23 protein-coding genes and 10 tRNA genes are annotated in these 22,631 nt (G+C 42.1%); 3 read left to right on the plus strand and 30 right to left on the minus strand.

Annotated features, from left to right (window positions below):
- Positions 1 to 134 precede the first annotated feature (134 nt).
- The 29 genes from BLL40_RS09510 to BLL40_RS09650 form a co-directional block, all read right to left on the minus strand.
- Positions 135 to 208: transfer RNA gene (locus BLL40_RS09510), tRNA-Gly, on the minus strand.
- A 27-nt stretch (positions 209 to 235) separates the two neighbouring features.
- Positions 236 to 312 (minus strand) — tRNA-Pro (locus BLL40_RS09515).
- A gap of 15 nt (positions 313 to 327) precedes the next feature.
- A tRNA-Arg gene (locus BLL40_RS09520) sits at positions 328 to 404 on the minus strand.
- Between the two features lie 9 nt (positions 405 to 413).
- Positions 414 to 499, minus strand: a tRNA-Leu gene (locus BLL40_RS09525).
- Positions 500 to 593: 94 nt separating this feature from the next.
- A tRNA-Lys gene (locus BLL40_RS09530) sits at positions 594 to 669 on the minus strand.
- A 4-nt stretch (positions 670 to 673) separates the two neighbouring features.
- Positions 674 to 748 (minus strand) — tRNA-Gln (locus BLL40_RS09535).
- Between the two features lie 14 nt (positions 749 to 762).
- Positions 763 to 839, minus strand: a tRNA-Asp gene (locus BLL40_RS09540).
- A 54-nt stretch (positions 840 to 893) separates the two neighbouring features.
- A tRNA-Glu gene (locus BLL40_RS09545) sits at positions 894 to 965 on the minus strand.
- A 17-nt stretch (positions 966 to 982) separates the two neighbouring features.
- Positions 983 to 1,073, minus strand: a tRNA-Ser gene (locus tag BLL40_RS09550).
- 9 nt (positions 1,074 to 1,082) lie between these two features.
- Positions 1,083 to 1,157 (minus strand) — tRNA-Asn (locus BLL40_RS09555).
- A gap of 133 nt (positions 1,158 to 1,290) precedes the next feature.
- Positions 1,291 to 1,752, minus strand: coding sequence for a SprT family protein (locus BLL40_RS09560; protein WP_073711761.1), 462 nt, complete (start codon positions 1,750 to 1,752; stop codon positions 1,291 to 1,293).
- Between the two features lie 2 nt (positions 1,753 to 1,754).
- Complete coding sequence (locus tag BLL40_RS09565) at positions 1,755 to 3,908, minus strand: Tex family protein (protein ID WP_073711762.1); 2,154 nt, start codon at positions 3,906 to 3,908, stop codon at positions 1,755 to 1,757.
- Between the two features lie 62 nt (positions 3,909 to 3,970).
- On the minus strand, positions 3,971 to 4,567 hold the full coding sequence (locus tag BLL40_RS09570) for a PP2C family serine/threonine-protein phosphatase (protein ID WP_073711687.1): 597 nt from the start codon (positions 4,565 to 4,567) through the stop codon (positions 3,971 to 3,973).
- Positions 4,567 to 5,361, minus strand: coding sequence for an RNA polymerase sigma factor SigB (sigB, locus tag BLL40_RS09575; RefSeq protein WP_073711688.1), 795 nt, complete (start codon positions 5,359 to 5,361; stop codon positions 4,567 to 4,569). The genes BLL40_RS09570 and sigB overlap by 1 nt, the downstream gene beginning before the upstream one ends.
- Positions 5,339 to 5,806, minus strand: a complete 468-nt coding sequence (rsbW, locus tag BLL40_RS09580; RefSeq protein WP_083566473.1) for an anti-sigma B factor RsbW — start codon at positions 5,804 to 5,806, stop codon at positions 5,339 to 5,341. The genes sigB and rsbW overlap by 23 nt, the downstream gene beginning before the upstream one ends.
- Complete coding sequence (locus BLL40_RS09585; RefSeq protein WP_073711689.1) at positions 5,803 to 6,135, minus strand: anti-sigma factor antagonist; 333 nt, start codon at positions 6,133 to 6,135, stop codon at positions 5,803 to 5,805. Before BLL40_RS09585 ends, rsbW begins: the two co-directional genes overlap by 4 nt.
- A 92-nt stretch (positions 6,136 to 6,227) precedes the next feature.
- Positions 6,228 to 7,238 carry a PP2C family protein-serine/threonine phosphatase gene (locus BLL40_RS09590; protein ID WP_073711690.1) on the minus strand — a complete coding sequence of 337 codons (1,011 nt, stop codon included), beginning with the start codon at positions 7,236 to 7,238 and terminating at the stop codon, positions 6,228 to 6,230.
- Positions 7,239 to 7,248: 10 nt separating this feature from the next.
- Positions 7,249 to 7,647: an anti-sigma regulatory factor gene (locus tag BLL40_RS09595; RefSeq protein WP_073711691.1), complete on the minus strand. Its 399-nt coding sequence runs from the start codon at positions 7,645 to 7,647 to the stop codon at positions 7,249 to 7,251.
- Position 7,648: 1 nt separating this feature from the next.
- On the minus strand, positions 7,649 to 8,005 hold the full coding sequence (locus BLL40_RS09600; protein WP_073711764.1) for an STAS domain-containing protein: 357 nt from the start codon (positions 8,003 to 8,005) through the stop codon (positions 7,649 to 7,651).
- A 2-nt stretch (positions 8,006 to 8,007) separates the two neighbouring features.
- A complete protein-coding gene (locus BLL40_RS09605) occupies positions 8,008 to 8,835 on the minus strand; it encodes an STAS domain-containing protein (protein WP_073711692.1) in 828 nt (275 codons plus the stop codon).
- A gap of 178 nt (positions 8,836 to 9,013) precedes the next feature.
- Positions 9,014 to 9,364: a type II toxin-antitoxin system PemK/MazF family toxin gene (locus BLL40_RS09610; RefSeq protein ID WP_018395451.1), complete on the minus strand. Its 351-nt coding sequence runs from the start codon at positions 9,362 to 9,364 to the stop codon at positions 9,014 to 9,016.
- A gap of 5 nt (positions 9,365 to 9,369) precedes the next feature.
- Positions 9,370 to 9,654: a CopG family ribbon-helix-helix protein gene (locus BLL40_RS09615; protein WP_073711693.1), complete on the minus strand. Its 285-nt coding sequence runs from the start codon at positions 9,652 to 9,654 to the stop codon at positions 9,370 to 9,372.
- Positions 9,655 to 9,791: 137 nt separating this feature from the next.
- Entirely contained in the window at positions 9,792 to 10,931 is a 1,140-nt protein-coding gene (gene alr, locus BLL40_RS09620) for an alanine racemase (protein WP_073711694.1), read from the minus strand.
- A 90-nt stretch (positions 10,932 to 11,021) separates the two neighbouring features.
- On the minus strand, positions 11,022 to 11,990 hold the full coding sequence (locus tag BLL40_RS09625) for a LolA family protein (protein WP_073711695.1): 969 nt from the start codon (positions 11,988 to 11,990) through the stop codon (positions 11,022 to 11,024).
- A gap of 48 nt (positions 11,991 to 12,038) precedes the next feature.
- Positions 12,039 to 12,386: a holo-ACP synthase gene (gene acpS, locus BLL40_RS09630; RefSeq protein ID WP_073711696.1), complete on the minus strand. Its 348-nt coding sequence runs from the start codon at positions 12,384 to 12,386 to the stop codon at positions 12,039 to 12,041.
- A gap of 62 nt (positions 12,387 to 12,448) precedes the next feature.
- Entirely contained in the window at positions 12,449 to 13,933 is a 1,485-nt protein-coding gene (gene cshA, locus BLL40_RS09635; protein ID WP_073711697.1) for a degradosome RNA helicase CshA, read from the minus strand.
- 135 nt (positions 13,934 to 14,068) lie between these two features.
- Entirely contained in the window at positions 14,069 to 14,755 is a 687-nt protein-coding gene (locus tag BLL40_RS09640; RefSeq protein WP_073711698.1) for an alpha/beta hydrolase, read from the minus strand.
- A gap of 23 nt (positions 14,756 to 14,778) precedes the next feature.
- On the minus strand, positions 14,779 to 16,155 hold the full coding sequence (locus BLL40_RS09645; protein WP_073711699.1) for a UDP-N-acetylmuramoyl-tripeptide--D-alanyl-D-alanine ligase: 1,377 nt from the start codon (positions 16,153 to 16,155) through the stop codon (positions 14,779 to 14,781).
- Positions 16,156 to 16,167: 12 nt separating this feature from the next.
- Positions 16,168 to 17,223 (minus strand): D-alanine--D-alanine ligase, encoded by a 1,056-nt coding sequence (locus tag BLL40_RS09650; RefSeq protein ID WP_073711700.1) that lies wholly within the window; start codon positions 17,221 to 17,223, stop codon positions 16,168 to 16,170.
- A 218-nt stretch (positions 17,224 to 17,441) separates the two neighbouring features.
- On the opposite strand from BLL40_RS09650, the gene BLL40_RS09655 reads away from it, so the two are divergent.
- Positions 17,442 to 18,608 carry a dicarboxylate/amino acid:cation symporter gene (locus tag BLL40_RS09655; RefSeq protein WP_073711701.1) on the plus strand — a complete coding sequence of 389 codons (1,167 nt, stop codon included), beginning with the start codon at positions 17,442 to 17,444 and terminating at the stop codon, positions 18,606 to 18,608.
- Between the two features lie 228 nt (positions 18,609 to 18,836).
- Here BLL40_RS09655 and BLL40_RS09660 read toward each other — a convergent pair whose 3' ends face one another.
- On the minus strand, positions 18,837 to 19,610 hold the full coding sequence (locus BLL40_RS09660) for a hypothetical protein (protein ID WP_073711702.1): 774 nt from the start codon (positions 19,608 to 19,610) through the stop codon (positions 18,837 to 18,839).
- A gap of 196 nt (positions 19,611 to 19,806) precedes the next feature.
- On the opposite strand from BLL40_RS09660, the gene mgtE reads away from it, so the two are divergent.
- The gene (gene mgtE / locus BLL40_RS09665) at positions 19,807 to 21,165 is read left to right on the plus strand and encodes a magnesium transporter (protein ID WP_073711703.1); all 1,359 of its coding nucleotides are present in this window, start codon (positions 19,807 to 19,809) and stop codon (positions 21,163 to 21,165) included.
- Positions 21,166 to 21,363: 198 nt separating this feature from the next.
- The gene (locus BLL40_RS09670) at positions 21,364 to 22,272 is read left to right on the plus strand and encodes a hemolysin family protein (RefSeq protein WP_073711704.1); all 909 of its coding nucleotides are present in this window, start codon (positions 21,364 to 21,366) and stop codon (positions 22,270 to 22,272) included.
- Positions 22,273 to 22,631 lie beyond the last annotated feature (359 nt).

Below are 22,631 nucleotides of genomic sequence, written 5' to 3' on the forward strand. Positions count from 1 at the left end.
TCAAACTCTCCAAAAAGTGTTTGACTTGCTCATTTGTTTATCTGGCAGATGACAAGCATCTGCCAGATAAGATTTAAAACTAAAACGTTGACGTTTTTATTGATTTTGTTCAGTTTTCAATGTTCAATTTATTATGGAGCGGGTGATGGGAATCGAACCCACGACATCAGCTTGGAAGGCTGAGGTTTTACCATTAAACTACACCCGCACGATTGACTTTCACTATCAAAAGAAATGGTCGGGAAGACAGGATTCGAACCTGCGACCCCTTGGTCCCAAACCAAGTGCTCTACCAAGCTGAGCTACTTCCCGTTTTTACAATTTATATGGCGCGCCCGAGAGGACTCGAACCTCTAACCTTTTGATTCGTAGTCAAATACTCTATCCAATTGAGCTACGGGCGCTTATTATATTGGTGCGGCCGAGAGGACTTGAACCTCCACGGGGTTGCCCCCACTAGGCCCTCAACCTAGCGCGTCTGCCATTCCGCCACGACCGCATTAAGCATTTCGCACACCTTAATTTCTTTTACCAACAGAATCAAATTCTACACGATCCACATGAGTGTGTCAACACTTTTTTCAAAAAATTAATGGTGAGCCATGTAGGATTCGAACCTACGACCCTCTGATTAAAAGTCAGATGCTCTACCAACTGAGCTAATGGCTCAAAATGGCTGGGCTAGCTGGATTCGAACCAGCGCATGACGGAGTCAAAGTCCGTTGCCTTACCGCTTGGCTATAACCCAATCAAAAATAATAATGGCGGTCCGGACGGGACTCGAACCCGCGACCTCCTGCGTGACAGGCAGGCATTCTAACCAACTGAACTACCGGACCAAACGTAAAATCACATAGAGAAGAGAAGCCTTAAAAAAGCCGGCTTCCCGACAATGACCCCTACGGGATTCGAACCCGTGTTACCGCCGTGAAAGGGCGGTGTCTTAACCGCTTGACCAAGGGGCCTTTATAAAATGTTGCTCTGGCGGAGAAGGAGGGATTTGAACCCTCGCGCCGGTTACCCGACCTACACCCTTAGCAGGGGCGCCTCTTCAGCCTCTTGAGTACTTCCCCTAATAAATATGGCTCCGCAGGCAAGACTCGAACTTGCGACCGATCGGTTAACAGCCGATTGCTCTACCACTGAGCTACTGCGGATCAACAACAGTGCCTTATCGACAATTAATATTATAGTTTTTCTTTCTTTTTTCGTCAATACTTTTTTATAAAGAAATATATTAAAAAAAGCTGCTCAATTAAGATAGCAATTGAAACAGCTCTTGTCAATACATTAATTGGTTATTTCTGATATTCGTCCCTGGCATGCTCCACACATATATTTATGTATATTCATCTTCCTATATCGTTTATAAACAATTCCACATCCCTGACAACGATAGTGCAAAATCTGACGTATCTTCTTTTTCTCTTCTTTCCTTGGCAGTGCCCGACAATAACGGGGAGAACTTGTTTCGATCAACAGCTTTTTAAAATCAGCATCTCCATGCTTATACCCTTTTCCTTGTAAATGCAGGTGGTAATGACACAGCTCATGCTTTATAATACCGATCAATTCCTCCTTGCCATACTCCAACGCATATTTTTCATTTACTTCAATATGATGTGAATGTAGCAAATAACGGCCGCCGGTTGTACGCAGCCGTTTATTTATATATGCTTTGTGCCGAAATGGAAGCTTGAAAAACTGAAGCGACAATTGTTCTGTCAGTTGCTGAACTATTTCATCCGTTATAATCATTGCTGATCTGTCTGAACCATCGTTAGTGCGATCCGTTCTTTATCTGCATCAACACTCTCAACCCAGACCGTTACAATGTCGCCAACTGACACAACGTCAAATGGATTCTTCACAAATCCCTTTTTCAACTTAGATATATGGACGAGACCATCTTGTTTTACCCCTATATCTACAAACGCACCGAAGTCCGTTACATTCCGTACCGTCCCTTCTAGTTCCATGCCTTTTTTCAAATCTTCCATCTTTAATACATCTGTTTTCAACAACGGCGCTGGAAGTTCATCGCGCGGGTCGCGTCCTGGTTTTTGCAGCGATTCAATAATATCCCTCAATGTAATCTCACCGATATCAAGATCCACAGCCATTCGCTGCACATCAAGTGACTGCAGTGATTCAGCCAATTCTTCCGATCCGATTGCTTGCTTAGTAAAGCCTAGTTTTCCCAATAAAGCAGACACTTCTTTGTAACTTTCTGGATGAATAGGTGTCTGGTCAAGCGGTTCCTCCCCCCCTGTAATACGTAAAAAACCGATACATTGTTCAAATGTCTTCCCGCCGAGACGGGGCACTTTTTTAATGACAGCCCGCTTTTGGAATTTGCCATTTTCTTCACGATACTGAACAAGATTACGAGCAACGGTTTTATTTAGTCCAGCCACATGTTCAAGCAACGATGGAGAGGCTGTATTTACATCTACCCCCACTCTGTTGACCGCTGTTTCAACGACAAATGAAAGAGATGCGGATAATTTTTTTTGTGAAACGTCATGCTGATACTGACCTACACCGATAGACTGTGGATCAATTTTAACGAGTTCCGCAAGCGGGTCTTGAATACGTCTTGCAATTGACACAGCGCTTCGTTCTTCTACCTTCAAATCCGGAAATTCTTCGCGGGCAATTTCAGACGCGGAATACACACTTGCACCTGCTTCGTTCACAATGATATAAGCCGTCTGTTTTTTCAGCTGCGGGATCATTTCAACGACAAATTGCTCCGATTCACGCGAAGCGGTTCCATTTCCAATCGCAATGATATCCACTTCGTATTGATTGGCGATTTGTTTAAAGAGCTCCTCTGCCTCTTTCCTCTTCGCTTTTGGCGGATGCGGATAGATAACGTCAATAGAGAGTACCTTCCCTGTCTCATCAACGACAGCCAGTTTGCAACCTGTCCTATAAGCTGGGTCGACAGCCAAAACAACCTTTCCTTTTAATGGTGGCTGCAAAAGCAGATTTTTCAAGTTTTCAGAAAAAATATGAATCGCTCGTTCTTCTGCAATTTCTGTTAGTTCATTACGCACTTCACGTTCAACGGACGGGCGGATTAACCGCTTATACGCATCACGCGAAGCTTCAATAACAATTGGTGCTGCTTCACTTCTGTCTGTTGTGATAAATGTTTTTGTTAAAAAGTGCATGATCCGCTCTTCGTCGAACACAATGGTGACTTTCAAGACATCTTCGCTCTCGCCTCGGTTCACAGCAAGCGTTCGGTGAGGTGCAATTTTACTGATTGCTTCTTCGTATTCATAATACATTTTAAATATTTCTTTTTCGTCTTCGCCTTTTAATTCTGTTTTTATTTTTCCATATTTCATCATATCGAGACGGATGCGCTGTCTGACCGATGCATTATCCGCTATTTTTTCAGCAATAATATCAGACGCCCCTCCAATGGCTTCTTCTATATTGGTCACCTGATCTGACATATATTGTTCAGCTTCTTGCTTCACATTTACCTGCTTGGGAAAGGTTAAAAGCCATTCAGCAAAAGGTTCTAGCCCTTTTTCTTTCGCAATCGACGCTTTCGTTCGCTTTTTTTGTTTGTAGGGCCGATATAAATCTTCCACGGCCTGTAATGTGTCCGCTGCTTTTATATGCTGTTCGAGTTCAGGTGTCATTTTTTCCTGTTCTGTAATAGAACGGATCACATCTTCTTTACGTTGTTCCATATTTTTTCGGTATGTAAATCGTTCAAGTATAGTTCGAATCTCTACTTCATCGAGTGATCCCGTCATTTCTTTTCGGTAGCGAGCAATAAACGGAATCGTGTTTCCTTCTTTTGTTAATTGAATGACTGCACGTACATTTTTTAGTACGATATTCGTATCTGCCGATGTCGCTTTTAATAATTGCTCTTCCATCATCAAGCCTCCGCTTCTTTTATTGAATAATTTCATTTTAGCAAAAAAATAAAAAACCCGCTGAATCACAGCAGGTTTCCGACGACAAACGTTGCATCATCATTTGATTTTGCTGCTACCTCGTTGAGTTCGGCAGCGATTTGCTCTGTTGTTCGATAGCGCATTAATTCTTTCGTATTCAACAAGTTCACACCATCTGAATGGACGAGAAATTTACTGCCTTGCGCATACGGAAACCGTTCCATCCGGTAACGTTGCGGACGCCCAGACAAATACCCAGGGAGGGGAAGCGGATACGTTAATTTCTCATCTGGTCCATACAAATAAAACCGAATATTGCCGACACAGCTATATTCAAATTGACGGGTGCTGAATTTGATTTTAAAGAGAGCTGTAGCTGCTCCTCGTTTTTGATAAAGCGATTGATTAATCAATTCCAATAAACTCTCTACCGTCTCCGAGTGCCAGTTCTGCTCTACCACTTCAGCAGCAGCATAGGAGGATTCATAGGCGTACCTCCCGCTTCCAAGACCATCAGCAAGCAGACAAATAAATTCATCCTCTTTCTGATCAACATAATACGTATCTCCACAAAAAGAATTCCCATCTTTTGAATGACTGCCGGCAATCATTTCAATGAGTGTATTTTTCATACACTCCATCAAGATAGATGCCCCTTTGAATACGCCTCTGCATGAATCGCTTCTTTCAGTTTTTTAATAGCCCGTCTTTGCAGCCTTGATACATGCATTTGAGAGATACCTAACTTGTCACCGGCTTCTTTTTGGCTTAAATTTTCCAAATAAGTAAAATGAATAATTTGCTTTTCACGATCAGACAGGACATATAATACTTTTTCAAGCACAAGACGCTGATCAACACGCTCATAACCTTCTTCAGGGTTCCCCACAATATCAAGAAGCGTTACCGTACTGCCATCCGAGTCTGCCTCAATCGAGTGGTCGACAGACAATGCCTGATAGCTTTTCCCCATCTCCATCGCTTCAAGCACTTCTTCTTCAGAAATATCAAGATATTGCGATATTTCGTCGACACGCGGCGAACGCTGCAACGATGTTGTTAATTCTTCATTTGCCGATTTAATTTTTGGCCCAAGCTCCTTAATCCGGCGCGGAACATGCACGCTCCAGGTTTTGTCACGTAAGAAGCGTTTAATTTCACCGACGACTGTTGGGATCGCAAACGCTTCAAAGCTTTTGCCCAATGAATCATCATAACGACGAATAGCACCAAGTAATCCCATCATACCGACTTGAACAATATCTTCGTGATGGGAGCGGCCTTTTGAGTATTTACGTGCGATTGATTCCACGAGACCTTGATAATGTTTGACGAGCTTCTCCTGTGCCTCTCGATCGCCGTTTGCCTGAAATGCTTTAATCCATTCTATGGCCTGAAGCTTTGCGGCTTGATTAGGTCGAGACGGTTTCTGCATCCATCTCCACCTGCTCTCCTTCAAGATACTTAGTCATAAACAAAGTGATCCCTTCATTTTGATGCACTTTTACTTCATCCATTAATGTTTCGATTAAGTAAAGGCCCAGTCCTCCCTCTCGTAAAAATTCTACAGAATGATCTATGTAAGGACCAAGTAACTCTTTTGTTTTATGAAAATCAAAACTTTCTCCATTATCTGAAACAACAACTTCTAGATGATCATCATGCATGCCAAAACCGATCAGCACTTCGCCTTCTTCGCCTTTGTAAGCGTGCTGGACAGCATTCGTGATCGCTTCACTCGTCGCAATTTTCAAATCTTCAATTATCTCGTAAGAAAAGCCCATTCGGCTGGCAATACCAGACAGTGTTAAACGAGTGACTCCGACGAATTCTGGCTTTGCCGGGATTTTCATCTCGATATAGTCAACTGCTGCCATCATTCCACGCCACCTTCTGCTACTGTGTTAATATTCATAATGTCTGCAAGACCTGTTATATCAAAAAGACGTTTTAAACGGTCTGATAATCCAACAAGCTTTAATGTCCCTTCATTTGCATTTAAGCTTTTAAACAGGCCTACGAATACACCCAGGCCTGTACTGTCCATATATGAAACTCCGGACAAATCCATCACGACATTCGCATGTTGTTTTTCAGTGTATGGAAAAGCTGTTTCACGTAGTTTAGGTGCTGTATATGCGTCGATTTCACCTGCAAGGGTAATTATTGTCTGCAGTTCTTGCTCTCGTATGTCAATGGAAATGTTCATTCAAATTAAACCACCTTTTAATAAAATATCTTGATGTTTCTATGAGTTCAATATCTTTTTTTTACCCTACTGACTTGTTTCATAAACCTCTATCATGCCATCCGTTTTAAAATAATCAACGTAAAATCATCACGCAGCTGAAAATCCTGTAAATATTCAAGTTCTTTATAAACTTTATCAGCAATATCTTGAGCACCGAGCTCTATGTATTTTTCTATATAGCCAATGAGTGTGTCGACTTCTAAAAATCCATCTTCCGTCCGACATTCTGTCACGCCATCCGACATAAGTAAAATAGCATCGCCTACTTCTACTTTTCTTTCGTATTCATTATATTTCGCTTTTTTATCGACGCCTAGCAACAGGCCTTTTGCCTTTAATTCCTCAAAGGTCCCTTTTTCACCATTATAAAAAAAGCCCGGCTCATGCCCAGCCGACGAATAATGGAATGTGTGATTTTCGGGATAATATAATCCACTGAACATTGTGATAAACATTGTCGGGTCTACATTTTGTTCAACGACACGATTCAAGCGTTCCAGCACATCTCCCGGTGCCTGACTGTCATCCGGCATACTGTCCATTGAGTATTTAATCATCGACATGCAAAGCGCAGCAGGAATTCCTTTGCCGATAATATCGGCAATAGCTACACTAATTGCACCGTTTTCATGGGAAACGAAGTGATAGTAATCCCCACTCATCTGCTTAGCCGGTACACTGATTGCCCCGATATCTAGGAAAGAAAGACTCGGAATTTTTGTACCTAGAAGGGTTTGCTGCATGCTCGCAGCGACTTCAATTTCATTAATCAATTCCCGCTGAATCGTGCGTAAACTTTGATGTTCACGGTAGGCAAGACCATATGCCATCATCACTTCAAGCAAAATATCAAGAGATAAAAGCAATGATTCTGGCAGGTCAGGCTCTAACTCCATAACGGATGTTTTATGAAGACTGATCATTTCTTCTGGAGACACTTTACATTCAAGCAATTTTCTGCTGAACTTCTCACTCAAATAAAGTGCCTGTTCAGTTTGATCGCTAATATATGTTTTTAATATTTCTTTATAATTATCAAGCATCGCGTCTCTGAAATCCATCCTTCTCCTCCTACCTGAGCCACTTCACCGACTGAATAAGGGTGCCTTTCCGTGGATCGGATTCGATCGAAAACTCATCCATCAGCCGTTTAACGCCTGGCAGTCCTGCACCTAGTCCACCGGAAGTCGAAAATCCATCTTCCATTACTTTACGAAGATCGGAAATACCTGGTCCTGCGTCGCGTGAAATGATTATTATTCCTTTTTTCGCCTCATTCTCTATCTTTTCTATCGTAATTTCCCCCTGGCCTGCGTATAAATAAATGTTACGCGCCAATTCGCTGATTGCAGTCGTGATACGTGCCTGATCCACAGTACCAAAGCCAAGCTCTTTTGCGACATTTCTGCCAAGCTGTCTCGCCGCTACGATATCCCATTCATTTATTATTTTAACACTAGAGTCCATCATTTCAGTCCCCCAGTTCCCGTTGAAGTTTCTCCAAACCTTTTTCGAGATCCAGTGCAGTTATGACTTCTTCTAAATGAATGCCGAGCTCAATCAATGTAATCGCAACAGCCGGCTGAATACCAGTAATAACTACTTTTGCGCCCATCAACCTTGACATACTAATCACATCACCTAACACTTTTGCAATGAAGGAATCTATAAAATCAATGGACGTAAAATCAATCACAACGCCACGTGCACTCGTTTCATGAATTTTGTGAAGAAGGTCTTCCTGAAACTGAAGAGCCGTCTGGTCATCAAGTTCCCATTGAATCGAAACGAGTAAGCAGTCATGCAGTTTTAAAATCGGAATTCTCATGTTCATTCTTGCACCTCCACAATTTTCCTTGACGTCAGCGTAAGTGCCTGCTCAACACCTTTTTTCAGTGTACTTGTCGTTGTCACATCTTCCAAATTAATGCCTAAGTTAACGATCGTCTGAGCAATTTCAGGACGAATGCCGACAATTGTACATTTCGCGCCAACGAGCCGTACTGCTTCTGCTGCTTGAATAATATGGTGCGCGACCATTGTATCAACAACCGGTACGCCCGTAATATCGATTAAAACGACTTCCGCTCGATGACTGACAACTCCCTCAAGTAAATTTTCCATGATTTGCTTTGCCCGTTCCGTATCAATCGTTCCGATAAGGGGCATAACCGAAATCTTATCAAAAATAGGAATAAAGGGTGCCGTTAACTCCTGAAGCGCAATTTTTTGAAGAGAAACGGTTCGCTCCCATGATGTTGTATAGGCTTGTGTAATCGTTTTATACATCGGAAATATCCAGTTGTTAATTTCAGAAGCAAAATCGACATAACTGTTATGATCTATATTCCCTTCTTTTTTCATTCCCTCTTCAACGATTTGTCCAAATAACCGCAAACCATCTGTCATCATGGTCAGCGGCCAGCCGAGACGAACAATTTTTTCCGAGAATTCGATAGCTCGATCATGAAATGCTTCTACAGATTCTGAAAAATTAGATATGACTAATTCAACAAATTCCGCACACGTTTTCACGAACATACGATCTGACATTGTCTGAATAGCCCGCTCGTCTGCTTCCTTGCGTATGAGTTCAATCCATTCATTTAAAATCTCATCGTTATGAGAATATACATATTGATAAATTGTTTTACGCATTCAGTTCGCTCCAATCATCATTCCCTTGTAGCATATTACAAAGGGGGGTTCGTCAAAAACGTTCATTGTTTTCATTATAAAGGTTATGCAAGCAATTAAAAAGCAGAATCCTCTGTTTATTGTGGAGAAATAAGACTCATACAAAAAAAGCATCCACGGTTTCCCGCAGATGCCCTCATTAAAATTGAATAAGCCCTAAACTAATTTGCAAGGCGTCGTCCACTTTCTCCATCATTCCATCATCTAGCTGCGTTATTTTATCTGTCAGCCGCTGCTTGTCTATTGTCCGGATCTGCTCAAGTAAAATGACGGAATCTCTTTCAAAACCGTACCGCTCAGCATTAATTTCGACATGCGTTGGCAGTTTGGCTTTCTGAATCTGAGCTGTAATGGCCGCAACGATAATAGTGGGACTGAACCGATTCCCGATGTCGTTCTGGACGACGAGAACAGGACGGACGCCGCCTTGTTCGGAACCGACAACAGGGGACAGGTCTGCAAAATATACGTCACCACGTTTTACGATCACACGGTTTATCCTCCACTTACTAAACGTTCGACTGTGTTGCCTGCCTCATATTCAGCCTGCATCGCTTCAGAAGCAATAGCAAGGTTGATTTTCGCCATTTCCATGTATCCGCGGCGCATAGACTCACGAATATGACGCTTTTTTCGTTCACGCAAATACATTTTTGTAGCACGATAAATAAATTCACTCCGGCTAATTTCTTCCTGCTCCGCAAAACAATCAAGTTCATTTACAAACTGCTTGGGCAGGTTTACTAACACATCTTCTGTCATCGTACTGGATTCAGACAAGAACTACACCTCCACCAATCACTACACACGTCTCTTTTTTGTTACTGTCCTAGACATCATACCATTGCATGTCCTAGGATGGAAGAGGCAATTGAAAAATATTGCACAACGGTGAATAAAGAGTACGTCCACACCGATTATAACAACGGATTCGATACATGAACAACTTGCCCATTCTCTTTATAGACACGCGGAACACGAGCGGTGATGACACACGGAACTTCGTAATTGATCGTCTCGAGTTTCCTTGCCACTTCATCCATTATTATTTCATCATCACCTTGCCTGCCAATAAGCGTAACCTCTGTACCGCAGGAATATTCCCGTGGAAGGCGAATCATACACTGATCCATACAAATACGGCCGACAATTGGTGCCCTCTTGCCATCAACGAGCACTTCCTGCCCGCTCAGCTTACGAATCCATCCATCTGCATATCCAATTGGCAGTGTACCGATCCATTCTCCTTCTGATGCCTCATACGTCGCACCATAACTGACTTTCTCCCCCGCATGCATTTGTTTCACTTGAATAATTTTGGTACGCAAAGAAAAAGCCGGCTTCAATTCAAACGGTAGCAACGGTTGAATCTCAAGTGATGGTGTCAGTCCATACATCGAAATACCAAATCGCACTGTATTGACACCAGCACCTTGAAAACGAAGTGTTGCAGCGCTGTTTGCACAATGAATATAACGGGGTTTTTCTCTAATAGATGAAACGAGCTCTTGAAAAGTCTGAAGTTGCTTTTCAAAATAAGCTGTATGTACTTCATCCGCCGTCGCAAAATGAGTGAATATGCCTTCGAATACATAGGATTCAGATTGGTTCAGTTCATCGATGACCGATTGCAATTCACCTATCGTTTTCACACCAATTCGACCCATTCCTGTATCACATTTAATATGTATACGCAGCATTTGACCTTCTTCCATATGTATATGAGTAAGCCATTCTTTTTCATGAACGGTTAAAGAAATATTATATTTCGCTGCAATTCCTGCAGTATCTGGACGACTAGCACCGAGAACGAGGATTGGTGCTTTAATGCCTGCTTTTCTTAGTGATAAGGCTTCATCTAAAAAAGCAACTGCCAGCCCTTTTGCCCCTGCATTAAGTGCAGCCTTTGCTACCTGCACATCACCATGGCCATACGCATTTGCTTTTACAACAGCAAACATTGTCATTGAATCTGCTAAATGTTGAATTGTTTTTGCGACGTTCCATTTTATTGCATCAAGATTTATTTCCGCCCATGTATCGCGATAATAATCCATCTTCTTCACATCCTATTTTGTCAAAGTCACGATGCTTGCGCTTCTATTTTACACGCAAAAAAAGCGGCGGTAAACTATGACCGCCGTTCTTTACTTTACTGTACCCGGTTGCATGGAAGCTGCCATATATTCCATCTCACCTTTCGTCATCACATCGGATGCCATCATAAATTCAACATCATTATATATCCAGGTTAACGATCCTTCTGCTGATTCACCGGCCGCAAATCCCATATCCGTCATATTACCTGATGCAGAAACAACACTTTGTCCATTTAAGGCCAATGCTCTTTTTTGAATAAGCGTAAATGGCTTGTCTCCTCCATATGTTAACACGACTCTATCCCCTATTCTCGTTTCATCAATCAGTTGGGAATCCGTTATAGCAACTGGATAATGAACAGTGAATTCCTCTTCCACCGAACCTGCTGTTTCTTTTGTTGTCGTTTCCTTCCGCTCAAAATCTTTTTTGGCAAATGTCGGATTCAAATCTACCTTTTTAAAAATGACAGTAATAACGGGTTTTTCTTGTTTGTCCATCACTTTGACCATCACCGGTGTCAAATCACCTTTATTGAATGTTATTTGCTGACGCGGCAAAATCTTATTATTTGTGTAGCGTGTTTTCGTTTCAAATACGTAATGCTTGGCTGTTTCTTTAAATGTCGCTTCTCCATCTGCCTTTATATCTGCAGCGAGTGATTCAAATAAGTAAGACTGACTGCTGTTTTCGGGCCAATTATTATCATACTTAAAACTTTTACCGATCGAAGGTGTCATAACGTAAATGCCTGATTTGTTTTTTAAAATCGTCTGACTATGCTTATTAGTGACAGAAGCAAGATGAACTCGGTAATACGTGTGCTGCTTATTCCAAATGTCTACGTTATAGCTTTGTTTTTCTTTGCCGGCTTGAATTTCAAGTACGGCTTTCGCTTTATATCCAGCAGCGTTTTTTACTTTTTCGTTAATCTCCGTCACAACATCTTCTTTCGTCGGCGCTCCGCAGGCAGATACCAGGAGTAAAACGATTGCTAGTAAGCCCATCCACTTTTTCATTGCCGCACCCCTCTCATAAGCACTATATGAGGATGTTTAGGACAATATTCATTCGATCACAACAACTGCCGCCGCATATTCACGACTATGTGTAATTGTGATATGTACACCTTCTGAATAAGGACGAATTAAGATCGGTCGTCCTTTATCGTCTGAACTGATTTCAATATCTTGAAACGATAACTGCTCACCAATGCCGGTTCCTTCTGCTTTTGAAAAAGCTTCTTTCACTGCGAATCGGCCAGCTGCGTATTCCCACTTGCGGCTTCCATTTTTATCGTGAAAAAACGTGAGTTCCTGCGATGTTAAGATACGTTCAATGAACCTGGGCTGCCGCTCGATCAAACGGCGAATCCGATCAATTTCCACAATATCCATGCCAATTCCTTTTATCATCCAGTTTACATTCCTCTCCGAAAAAAAAGCCGTTCCGGTATAGACCAGAACGGCTTTTTCATTTATGAATTTGAAGAATATTTACGACGCCCGCCGCCTGATCCACCCGAACTACCTTTGCGGTCACGGTTTCCATAAGAACGGCCGCCACCTTGACGACCGCCACCGCCGCCTGATTTACGATAGCCACCACCTGAATTCTTGCTACGGAAATTATCGCGTTTTTGCGGAAGTGATGATTCATTTGTAATGTGAACCGGTGTACGGTCTGGCTCTTTTGTGATCAATTTTACAGCTGCTGCAACGATGTCTTCAGGGTTATATTGATCAAGCAAGTTCTTTGCAAATGTACGATATTCTGTTAATTCGTTTTTCGTAATTGCTCCTTCTAGTTCTGTTACTGCTGCTTGCTGCTGACCGCTAAGTGCGTCATCCCAAGTTGGAGCTTCCATTGGTGTCATGCGTTTTTTCGTTGTGCGTTCCACTTCACGAAGATAGCTCATTTCACGCGGATCAACGAATGTAATCGCCATTCCTTCTTTACCGGCACGACCTGTACGGCCGATACGGTGAACATAGCTTTCCGGATCCTGTGGAATGTCATAGTTATAAACATGCGTAACGCCAGAAATATCCAGACCACGTGCTGCAACATCGGTTGCGACGAGTACATCGATTTTCCCAGATTTAAAGCGGTTCAACACAGTCAAACGTTTCGCCTGTGTTAAGTCACCATGAATTCCTTCTGCCTGGTAACCGCGAAGGCTCAGTGCATTCGCAAGCTCGTCCACGCGGCGTTTTGTACGACCGAAAATGATCGCCAGCTCAGGTGTTTGAACGTCCATTAAACGGGCAAGAATGTCAAATTTATCGCGTTGTTGCACTTTCACGAAATACTGATCGATATTTGAAACCGTCATTTCTTTCGCTTTAATACGGATCATTTCTGGATCTTTCATGAAACGTTCTGCGATCGCACGAATTGGTCCTGGCATTGTCGCCGAGAATAGAAGCGTTTGACGTTCTGTAGGAACATTTGAAAGAATGGTTTCGATGTCTTGAATGAAGCCCATGTTCAACATTTCATCCGCTTCATCAAGAACAAGCGTTTGAATATTTTCAAGTTTCAATGTACGGCGATTAATATGGTCCAAAATACGTCCTGGTGTACCAACGATAATATGTGGACGTTGTTTTAATGCGCGAATCTGGCGTTGAATATCTTGGCCGCCATATACAGCTAATACACGTGCACGTTTACCGCTGCCGATTTTGTAAAGTTCTTCTGATACTTGAATTGCCAACTCACGTGTCGGTGCAATAATAAGACCTTGAATCGAATCGTTTTTCGTATCGATTTTTTCAACCATTGGAACACCAAAAGCAGTCGTTTTACCCGTACCCGTTTGTGCCTGTCCGATAATATCTTTTCCTGCAAGGCCTAGTGGAATTGTATCCGCCTGAATTGGTGTCGCTTCTTCAAAGCCCATTTTGTCAATAGCTCTTAGCGTTTCAGCGCTCAAGTTTAAATCTTTAAATTTCGTCAATAGTTTCTTCTCCTTCTATGTTAAACTGCTGTCCGCACAAAAAATACCCTTCTACGTTCATGCGAAGAGCAACATGTCTATTGTATCTTATCATCCCACGTCCAAATTTTCAATGCGCATTTTTATAACTCTACGTTAATTGCGTAAAAAAGTAAAGACCTTCTCAAAAAGTTCTTTTTTATCTCCTGTATGACAAATTAAATGCTTCGCTTCTGGAGAGTAATAAAGGTGTCGCTCAGCTGATGAAACACGCTTGTAAATATAATCTGCACTTGTGATCGGAACAATACCGTCTTTTGTTCCTTGGGCAATAAATACTGGTACTGTAATCTTCTTTAGCTCTGGGCGGGCGAGACGTACTACCTTTTGAAACTGACGCGCGGCAGCCGGCGGCGTTATAATCAGTTTTTCCCGGTAACGCAAAAATAATTCATTCTCATGAAGCTCCTTTTTCCGCAAATCTTGCACCATTTCCCGAACGTCTTCTTTTATTTGCGCCGGATTTACATATTTCGCCGCTGCGCTGAGCATCACAAGTTTACTGATCGAATAACGGGCGGTTAAATATGCGGCAATCAATCCGCCCATCGAAAAGCCGATCACATACACCTCTTCACATTCCTCAAACAGTTTTTGAAGTGCTAATTCAGCACAGTTAATCCAGTCTGTACAAGTACTACCTTTCAACGAATGCGTATCGCCATGCCCCGGTAAAAGAGGTACAACGAACTTCCAATCCGTATGCTGCTTCAAGTAATCTGCAAGCGGGTCTACTTCATATGGTGCTCCTGTAAACCCATGTATACAAAGGCAGCCAATCAAGACCGCTCACCGCTTTCCACATCTTATTCCGACAGTCCATCTACTACATCTTCCAACCTCATGCCTCTTGACGCTTTAATTAACAGCAGTTCGCCGCCTTTTAGAACACCATCGACCGCTTTAATTAATTCATGTTTGTCTTGAAAAGCAAAAACTCTGTCCGGACCCAGTGCATTTTTTGCTCCAGCTGCAATAAACTGACCGAGTGCACCATACGTGAATAAGTAGTCGATTTTATCCCCATCAATCACCTGACCCGTCTGATAATGAAACAGTTCTTCATCAAGGCCAAGTTCAAGCATATCACCGAGAACGACTATTTTTCGGTCATAGCCAGGCAGTTCTGATACGAGTGAAATAGCTGCTTTTACCGATGTCGGGCTGGCATTATATGCGTCATTTATTATCTTTATACCCTTTTTACCTTCCACCCACTCCATCCGCATTTTCGTCAGTTTCACTTTTCTGAGACCTGCCGCCATATCTTCATACGGCAAAGCAAACACGTTAGCCGCCGCAATAGCTGCGAGCGCATTTGTAACATTATGCTGACCAAGTACAGGCAAATCAAATCGGACGGACGGTTCTTTACTTATAGAAAAAATGCTTCCATTCTCCGTTTGTTCAATAGATACAGGATAAAATATATTCGACTCACCCTGACCGAATGTTATCGTTTGAAATAACGGTTCTTCAGGCATTTTTTCAGTAAGATACGGTTCGTCACCTAAGTAAACGAGTGTTCCTTTACTCGATAACCCCGCTGAAATCTCCAGTTTTGCATCTGCAATCGCTTCCCTTGATCCAAGATCCTCCAAATGGGATTCGCCGATATTTGTAATGATCGCCACATCCGGTGTAGCAAGCTTTGATAAAAGCTCAATTTCACCTCTGTTGCTCATGCCCATTTCAAGCACAGCAATTTCCGTATCTTCGTGTAATGACAACATCGTTAATGGCAGACCAATATGATTGTTATAATTACCTTCTGTTTTTTGTACACGGTATTTCTCCCCAAAAATGGCGGCTGTCATATCTTTAACTGTTGTCTTGCCATTACTGCCAGTAATACCGACGACTTTCACGTTAAGTGAATCACGATATGCTTTTGACAGCTGCTGAAGCGCAAGCAATGTGCTTTCTACGATCAGCACTGGCAAATCCTCCGGCGCTCCCGGTATATCTTTTTGCCACAATGCCGCTCCTGCACCATTTTCAATCGCTTGCCGCACATATTTATGTCCATCTGTATTTTCACCAATAAAAGGAACAAATAAACAGCTTCCTTCTACTTCACGCGAATCGATTGACACGCCTTCAATGAACCGTTCGTGCCAGATTGTTACATCGTTTTCTACATTTATCATTTTCGTTAACTGCTCAACCGTTTTGCGAATCATGAGCGCCCACCTTTAAACCGTATATTTAATCTTTTGTTTTTCTGTATGACGTTCAACCGCCAGGTCAATCATCTTTTCAATAAGCTGTGGATATTCAACCCCTGCTTCTTTCCAAAGAAGGGGGAACATACTGAATGGCGTAAAGCCAGGCATTGTATTCACTTCATTAATCAATAAACTTCCACTTTCCATTAAAAAAAAGTCAGCACGAACAAGCCCTGAACAGTCGAGTGAACGGAACGCACGAATCGCTAATTGTTCCATTTCCGCTTTTTGAGCATCTGTTAGATCAGCGGGAATAATGAGCGCTGTATCATCATCTTCATATTTCGCCTTGTAATCGTAAAAATCCTTTTTCGGTACAATTTCACCGATCACTGAGCATACAGGACTCTCATTTCCGAGGATTCCCACTTCAATTTCACGGGCAACGACCCCCTCTTCAATGATGACTTTTCGGTCATATTGAAATGCTTCTTCCATTGCACATGCAAGCTCTTCTTTGCTCTGACATTTGCTGATACCAACACTCGAGCCCAGATTCGCTGGTTTGACAAAACAAGGCCAGCCGATTTCACGCTCAATTAACGTACAGCCTGCTTCTTTATCTTGTTCCCATTCCATGCGTGTCATATGCGTATAGCCAACTTGTTTTAATCCTGCTTGCGCAAAGATATCTTTCATAACCACTTTGTCCATGCCTGCAGACGAAGCGAGCACACCGTTTCCTACATATGGAACATTCAAAACTTCGAGCAAACCTTGAACTGTACCATCTTCTCCGTTCGGACCATGTAAAAGCGGGAATACAACATCATATTTCCCCTGTGCAAGCATAGACAGAACATGTTCCATCCCACCATTTCCAGTGAACTTTAATTCTTCTATGGTAGAAACAGGCGTTTCTAGTTTTTCTCCTTCTGTCCATGTTCCATCGATAGAAATGTAAACAGGATATACATCAAATTTATATAAATCAAGCGCTGCTGTCACCGCTTTTGCTGTTTGTAATGATACGTTGTGCTCTGCTGATTTTCCCCCATAAAGTAACCCAAGTTTCTTTTTCATTATAAGCCTCCAAAAATTTCGGTATTTTCTATTTTACCATGCTTTCCCGCCATAAGAATAAACTTTCCATCCGACTTCTTACTCAAATTATATATTATGCTTCTTTCATCTGAATAATAACAATGTTCTGTCTGTCCGTTTTCATATTAACTTTTTAAAAAAAACGCTGTATACTCCTTTTATTAAATACACTTGTTTTTCACAGGAGGACATATATCATGCATCGCTTCGGTTTACTGCCTAAAATTGCAGCCGCGATCGTACTCGGCATCTTGTTCGGTTCATTCGCACCGCAATGGTTTATCAAACTATTCGTTACCTTTAACGGATTGTTCGGCAACTTCCTTAGTTTCGCGATCCCGCTAATTATTATCGGCTTTATCGCGCCAGGTATCGGCACAATGGGCAAAGGCGCTGGAAAATTACTTGGACTTACGACTGGTTTAGCTTATTTATCAACCGCCATTGCCGGTTTGCTCGCTTTTTTTGCAGCCAGTCTTTTGTACCCGGTTATTCTCGAGAACCAGGCAGCGCAAGCTTTTGAAAACCCTGAAGAAGCACTTTTAACCGGCTTTTTCACAGTAGAAATGGACCCTGTTATGGGTGTCATGACCGCATTAATTCTCGCGTTTACACTCGGTGTCGGAATGGCTGCTGTTAAAGGAAATGCCCTTCAAAAAGTGATGGATGATTTCCGCGGCATCATCGAACTGGTCATTGAAAAAATCATCATCCCGCTTTTACCTATTCATATTCTTGGAATTTTTGCCAACATGACGCAAGGCGGACAAGTAAGTGCCATTATGAGTGTTTTTGCAAAAGTATTTATCATGATTATTATTCTCCACCTTCTTTACTTGCTCTTTCAATACAGTGTAGCAGGCTCATTAAAAAAACAGAATCCGATTACGATGCTGCGTATAATGATGCCGGCTTACTTTACCGCACTCGGTACACAGTCATCTGCATCAACCATTCCTGTCACACTTGCCCAATCGAAAAAAAACGGATCAAGCGACCGTATCGCTGATTTCTCAATCCCCCTTTTAGCAACCATTCATCTGTCTGGCAGTACGATCACACTCGTCAGCTGTGCAATGGCCGTCATGCTCTTGCAAGGGGATACCTATACAATTAGTATGTTCTTCCCATTTATCTTAATGCTTGGTATTACAATGATTGCTGCGCCTGGTGTTCCCGGAGGCGCTGTGATGGCAGCACTCGGACTGCTTGAAACGATGCTCGGCTTTAATGGGACGATGGTGTCATTGATGATCGCTCTGTATCTTGCACAAGATAGCTTTGGCACAGCATGCAACGTAACAGGCGATGGTGCCATTACATCAGTAGTCGACAGCTTAACGAATAAACAGGAACTCAGGTAAAGAGCACCGCGTCCTGCGGCAATACGTGAGTGACCGGCTTCAGCCGGCCCGAACCAATTAGGCTCTTACAGGCAGTTAATCCCCCGCTTACCCTTCTTTTCTTTTCGAAGTCTTGAAGTGGGGGTCTTACTGCCAATTAATGGGGGATGAAAACATCAATCGAACCACTCTTAAGAACTTGACACCCTGTTCGCCAAAAAACGGATTCTCAATGTGAGAATCCGTTTTTCATTGTGAAAATACACTCCATTCATGTGTTTTCTTATCAAACACAAACCGGGCATTTGGCTCCGTTTTAAAACTGGTCATATAATCGTCAAACACATCGTCCATATTAATATGATCACCGACAATCCAAATTGGTACTTCTACTTTCAAACGGCTCTGCTCTGTTTTCGACAGCGAGAGAACAATCCCTTCTTTCATATCTCCATAGGCAAGTGCAATCATTTCCGCTGGAATCGGCGGAAATGAAGATCCTTTCTTCAAAGCAAAAAATGACCGTTCACTGCGAAAGAACCCGAGCTTTAATGAAATTACTTTACCTAGCACGTTATAAAAATCAGGCATGTGACGATAATACGTTTTATTGAACCACTCATCGTCGTGCGATAAGTACGCATAACGATTGTTCAGCTTGCTGTAAAACGGACGTTGCAAATGCTCCTTGCTATGGGCCAGATAAAGAAGTTCCGCAATCTCCCTTCCTTCTAGTTCATTCAGTCCATCTATATCCTCAAAATCAACCCAACAAAAATCGCCATACTCTCCTACATCTTCCTTTAATAACCTTTTCAGTTCATCTGGTTCAATGTAATCGAAACGGGTATGCATATTAAAGTCACTATTCTCATACTTGTGCTTCAATAAAAGCAAATGCGGGGGCGTCTCCGGAATGGCCTTTATAAACTCTTGAAATTCAATTCCATACGATACGACATATTGATTAATTGGGTGTAAATGTATATAAATCATTTCTTTCATATTTCCGGGATTTTTCAATCATACGACCTCCACATCGCGACGAATTGCATAGCTGCCTCTATCTTTTTTTGTTATACTGTTATTTTAACAAAATTTGTTCATCTTCGTATGTAAATTTACAATGAATTTCACAAAATGTGTGAAACTTTTGTCCCTCTTTCGTTTTATACTAGATGTGCAGCTGAAATTTCACAAAAAGGAGGGTCCCCTGTCTGTGATTTCGAACTTAACCGAAGACCAACTTACCCTGCTCGTCATCAAGCTCTTAAAAGAAGGCAAAAAAACGGACCTGCAGAATTTAATCGATGAACTCCACCCATACGATATGGCAGCCATCTATCGTAATCTGCCGGAAAAACATCAAACACGTTTTTTGCTTCATTTATCGATTCCGGTTTTGACCGATATGATACAGGAGCTTGAAAGTGACGAACAAATGACTGTACTTAAAAATCTTGGGAAAGAACGATCCCGAAAAGTGCTCGATGATATGGACAACGATGACCTCGCTTCTCTTCTTGATGACATGTCACCGGAAAATATTAAAATTTTCCTGTCTGGTATGAAAAAAGAAGAATCAACCATCGTTGAAAATATGATGAGCTTTCCTTCAGAAACAGCTGGACGCCTTATGACAAACCGATTTGTATGGATTAAGCACTCATACACGGTGAGAGAAGCTGTTGAAAAATTGAAAAGTTTCGCTGAGTTCGCAGAAACAATCAACTATTTATATGTTATTGATGATCATAAAAAGCTCGTTGGTGTTGTCTCTTACCGTGATATGCTCTTGGCAGATACCCTTGAAAAAATTGCTGATATTATGTACGCACGTGTTATTTCGGTCGATGCGCATACAGATCAGGAAGAAGTTGCCCGCCTCATTCAACGATACGACTTTCTTGCCATTCCCGTTGTCGATGAGAACAATATTTTAATCGGTATTGTCACGTTTGATGATATTATCGACGTCGTTATTCAAGAAGCAAATGAAGACATTGAAAAATTATCTGCTTCCGGTAAGTCGATTGACTTTGATACGAAAGCTGGTGTCGCAGCATTCAGACGTCTTCCATGGCTCGTACTGCTTTTATTTATCGGACTCGTATCCGGCAACATTATTTCCGGCTTTGAAGATACACTCCAACAAGTCGTTGCACTTACTTATTTTATGCCTATGATTTCCGGTATGACCGGCAACACCGGCACACAGTCTCTTGCTGTTGTCGTCCGCGGTCTCGCTTCACGTGATATTGATATGAGAACAGTTCTGACGCTGATCATGCGTGAGTTCGGTGTTGGATTAATCATTGGTGCTGTCTGCGGCATCCTAATCTTTTTTATCGCTTTTTTCTGGCAGGGCAGTACCGTCCTCGGATTTGTCGTCGGTGCTTCTCTTTTGCTTACATTAATCATCGGAACGCTTGCTGGCACGATTATCCCGCTCATTTTATATAAGATGAATATCGACCCGGCAGTCGCATCCGGGCCGCTTATTACAACAATTAATGATATTTTTTCACTCATCACATACTTTACAATTGCCTCATGGTTTTTATCACATCTTTTATAGAAAAGATTACATCATTTGACCGAATTATCTGTCTTTAATATAATAGAGATAATGAAGAATGATTCGGATGAAGGAGGGTGATCAAATGGGACATTAACGGTAAACATTGCATTATATTCTGCTGATTTTTCAAATTTGATCATCATATTTTATAGGAGGTGACTTCTTCTTTCGCACCATGCGGGAGAAGAAATCTGATTGGACATATGGATTTCATTTATCGCTGTTATCCTTTTAGCACTATCGTTTACAGCCATCCGGTTTATGAAAAGAAGAGAAAAAAATGAAACTGGAGACCCCCCCTCGACAGGGCGCTCCTCAGCTTTGCTCGCTGAAATAAGCGGTGAACATAATGACAATACTCTCTCTATATTAGGTGACAGAAGTGCGACAGAAGTTATGGTACCTCGCACAGAAATGGCCTATATGCCAAAAGATGAGACTGTCAAAGAATGCATTAGCTTGTTCCGGGAAACAAAATTTACACGTTACCCGGTTATTGATGGTGATAAAGACCGAGTCATCGGCTTTGTAAATTTTAAAGAAGTCATCGCAGAATACGTATCTGATCCTACAGTGGGGACAAAGAGCATTAAACATTTTATCCGTCCTGTCATTCGTGTCATCGATTCTATCCCTGTTCACGTTCTGCTCGCAAAAATGCAAGCAGAACGTATGCAGATGGCCATTTTAATTAATGAATATGGCGGCACTGCAGGGCTCGTCACGGCTAAAGATATTGTCAAAGTCATTGTTGGCGAGCTTCACGATGAATTTGATATTGCCTTACCACCTGTCATTCAGATAATAGGGGATCATCATTACATTGCTAGCAGCAAGCTATCTGTATCTGAAACAGCACAACTGCTGGGCATTGACATGAATGATGATGATGTTGATACAATTGGCGGCTGGATACTGACAGAAAACTTCGATATTCAATGCGGCCAAACGATCGAATATAGCGGATTTTTATTCACTGTTTTAGAAATGGAAGATCATCAAATCCGTCAGCTCGAAATCAAGCCGGTGACAGCTGTTAAACGAATAGAAGAATCATCTATGGATCCTTCTGCTATGTCTATAGCTGCACCCAATAATGCTTAAAACCCGCTTTTCAGCGGGTTTTATTTTTTCTATATTGGGAAATTGACTATAAGACAGGACTTTACTTTATCTCGCATTAACGGGCAGTAAGACCCCCGATTCAAGACGTCGAAAAGAAAAGGGATAAGCAGGGGATCAACTGCCCGTAAAAGCCGGATTGGTTCGGGCCGGTCGAAGCCGGTCACTCACGTATTGCCGCAGGACGCGGCGCTCTTTACCTGAGTTCCTGTTTATTCAGTCGGGGATAGCGAGGAACGCAGACTAAGGTCGTCACGTCCTGTGACAACGTCTGCATGATTCACATCCTGTGAACCTAACCCCACTGTATGAAGTTTCACTTTATAAGACTGGGGGTTTTT

Source organism: Domibacillus mangrovi (genome assembly GCF_001906925.1).
Classification (GTDB): Bacteria; Bacillota; Bacilli; order Bacillales; family Domibacillaceae; genus Domibacillus; species Domibacillus mangrovi.

What these genes read in the sequence shown, in the direction of transcription:
- alr (WP_073711694.1), bottom strand. Translation starts at nt 10,931, where the DNA reads ATGGATTATTATCGCGATACATGGGCGGAAATAAATCTTGATGCAATA.
- BLL40_RS09570 (WP_073711687.1), bottom strand. Translation starts at nt 4,567, where the DNA reads ATGGAGTGTATGAAAAATACACTCATTGAAATGATTGCCGGCAGTCAT.
- BLL40_RS09595 (WP_073711691.1), bottom strand. Translation starts at nt 7,647, where the DNA reads ATGATGGACTCTAGTGTTAAAATAATAAATGAATGGGATATCGTAGCG.
- BLL40_RS09650 (WP_073711700.1), bottom strand. Translation starts at nt 17,223, where the DNA reads ATGAAAAAGAAACTTGGGTTACTTTATGGGGGAAAATCAGCAGAGCAC.
- acpS (WP_073711696.1), bottom strand. Translation starts at nt 12,386, where the DNA reads ATGATAAAAGGAATTGGCATGGATATTGTGGAAATTGATCGGATTCGC.
- BLL40_RS09565 (WP_073711762.1), bottom strand. Translation starts at nt 3,908, where the DNA reads ATGATGGAAGAGCAATTATTAAAAGCGACATCGGCAGATACGAATATC.
- BLL40_RS09605 (WP_073711692.1), bottom strand. Translation starts at nt 8,835, where the DNA reads ATGCGTAAAACAATTTATCAATATGTATATTCTCATAACGATGAGATT.
- BLL40_RS09625 (WP_073711695.1), bottom strand. Translation starts at nt 11,990, where the DNA reads ATGAAAAAGTGGATGGGCTTACTAGCAATCGTTTTACTCCTGGTATCT.
- BLL40_RS09645 (WP_073711699.1), bottom strand. Translation starts at nt 16,155, where the DNA reads ATGATTCGCAAAACGGTTGAGCAGTTAACGAAAATGATAAATGTAGAA.
- BLL40_RS09655 (WP_073711701.1), top strand. Translation starts at nt 17,442, where the DNA reads ATGCATCGCTTCGGTTTACTGCCTAAAATTGCAGCCGCGATCGTACTC.
- BLL40_RS09590 (WP_073711690.1), bottom strand. Translation starts at nt 7,238, where the DNA reads ATGGATTTCAGAGACGCGATGCTTGATAATTATAAAGAAATATTAAAA.
- rsbW (WP_083566473.1), bottom strand. Translation starts at nt 5,806, where the DNA reads ATGATGGCAGCAGTTGACTATATCGAGATGAAAATCCCGGCAAAGCCA.
- BLL40_RS09600 (WP_073711764.1), bottom strand. Translation starts at nt 8,005, where the DNA reads ATGAGAATTCCGATTTTAAAACTGCATGACTGCTTACTCGTTTCGATT.
- sigB (WP_073711688.1), bottom strand. Translation starts at nt 5,361, where the DNA reads ATGCAGAAACCGTCTCGACCTAATCAAGCCGCAAAGCTTCAGGCCATA.
- BLL40_RS09585 (WP_073711689.1), bottom strand. Translation starts at nt 6,135, where the DNA reads ATGAACATTTCCATTGACATACGAGAGCAAGAACTGCAGACAATAATT.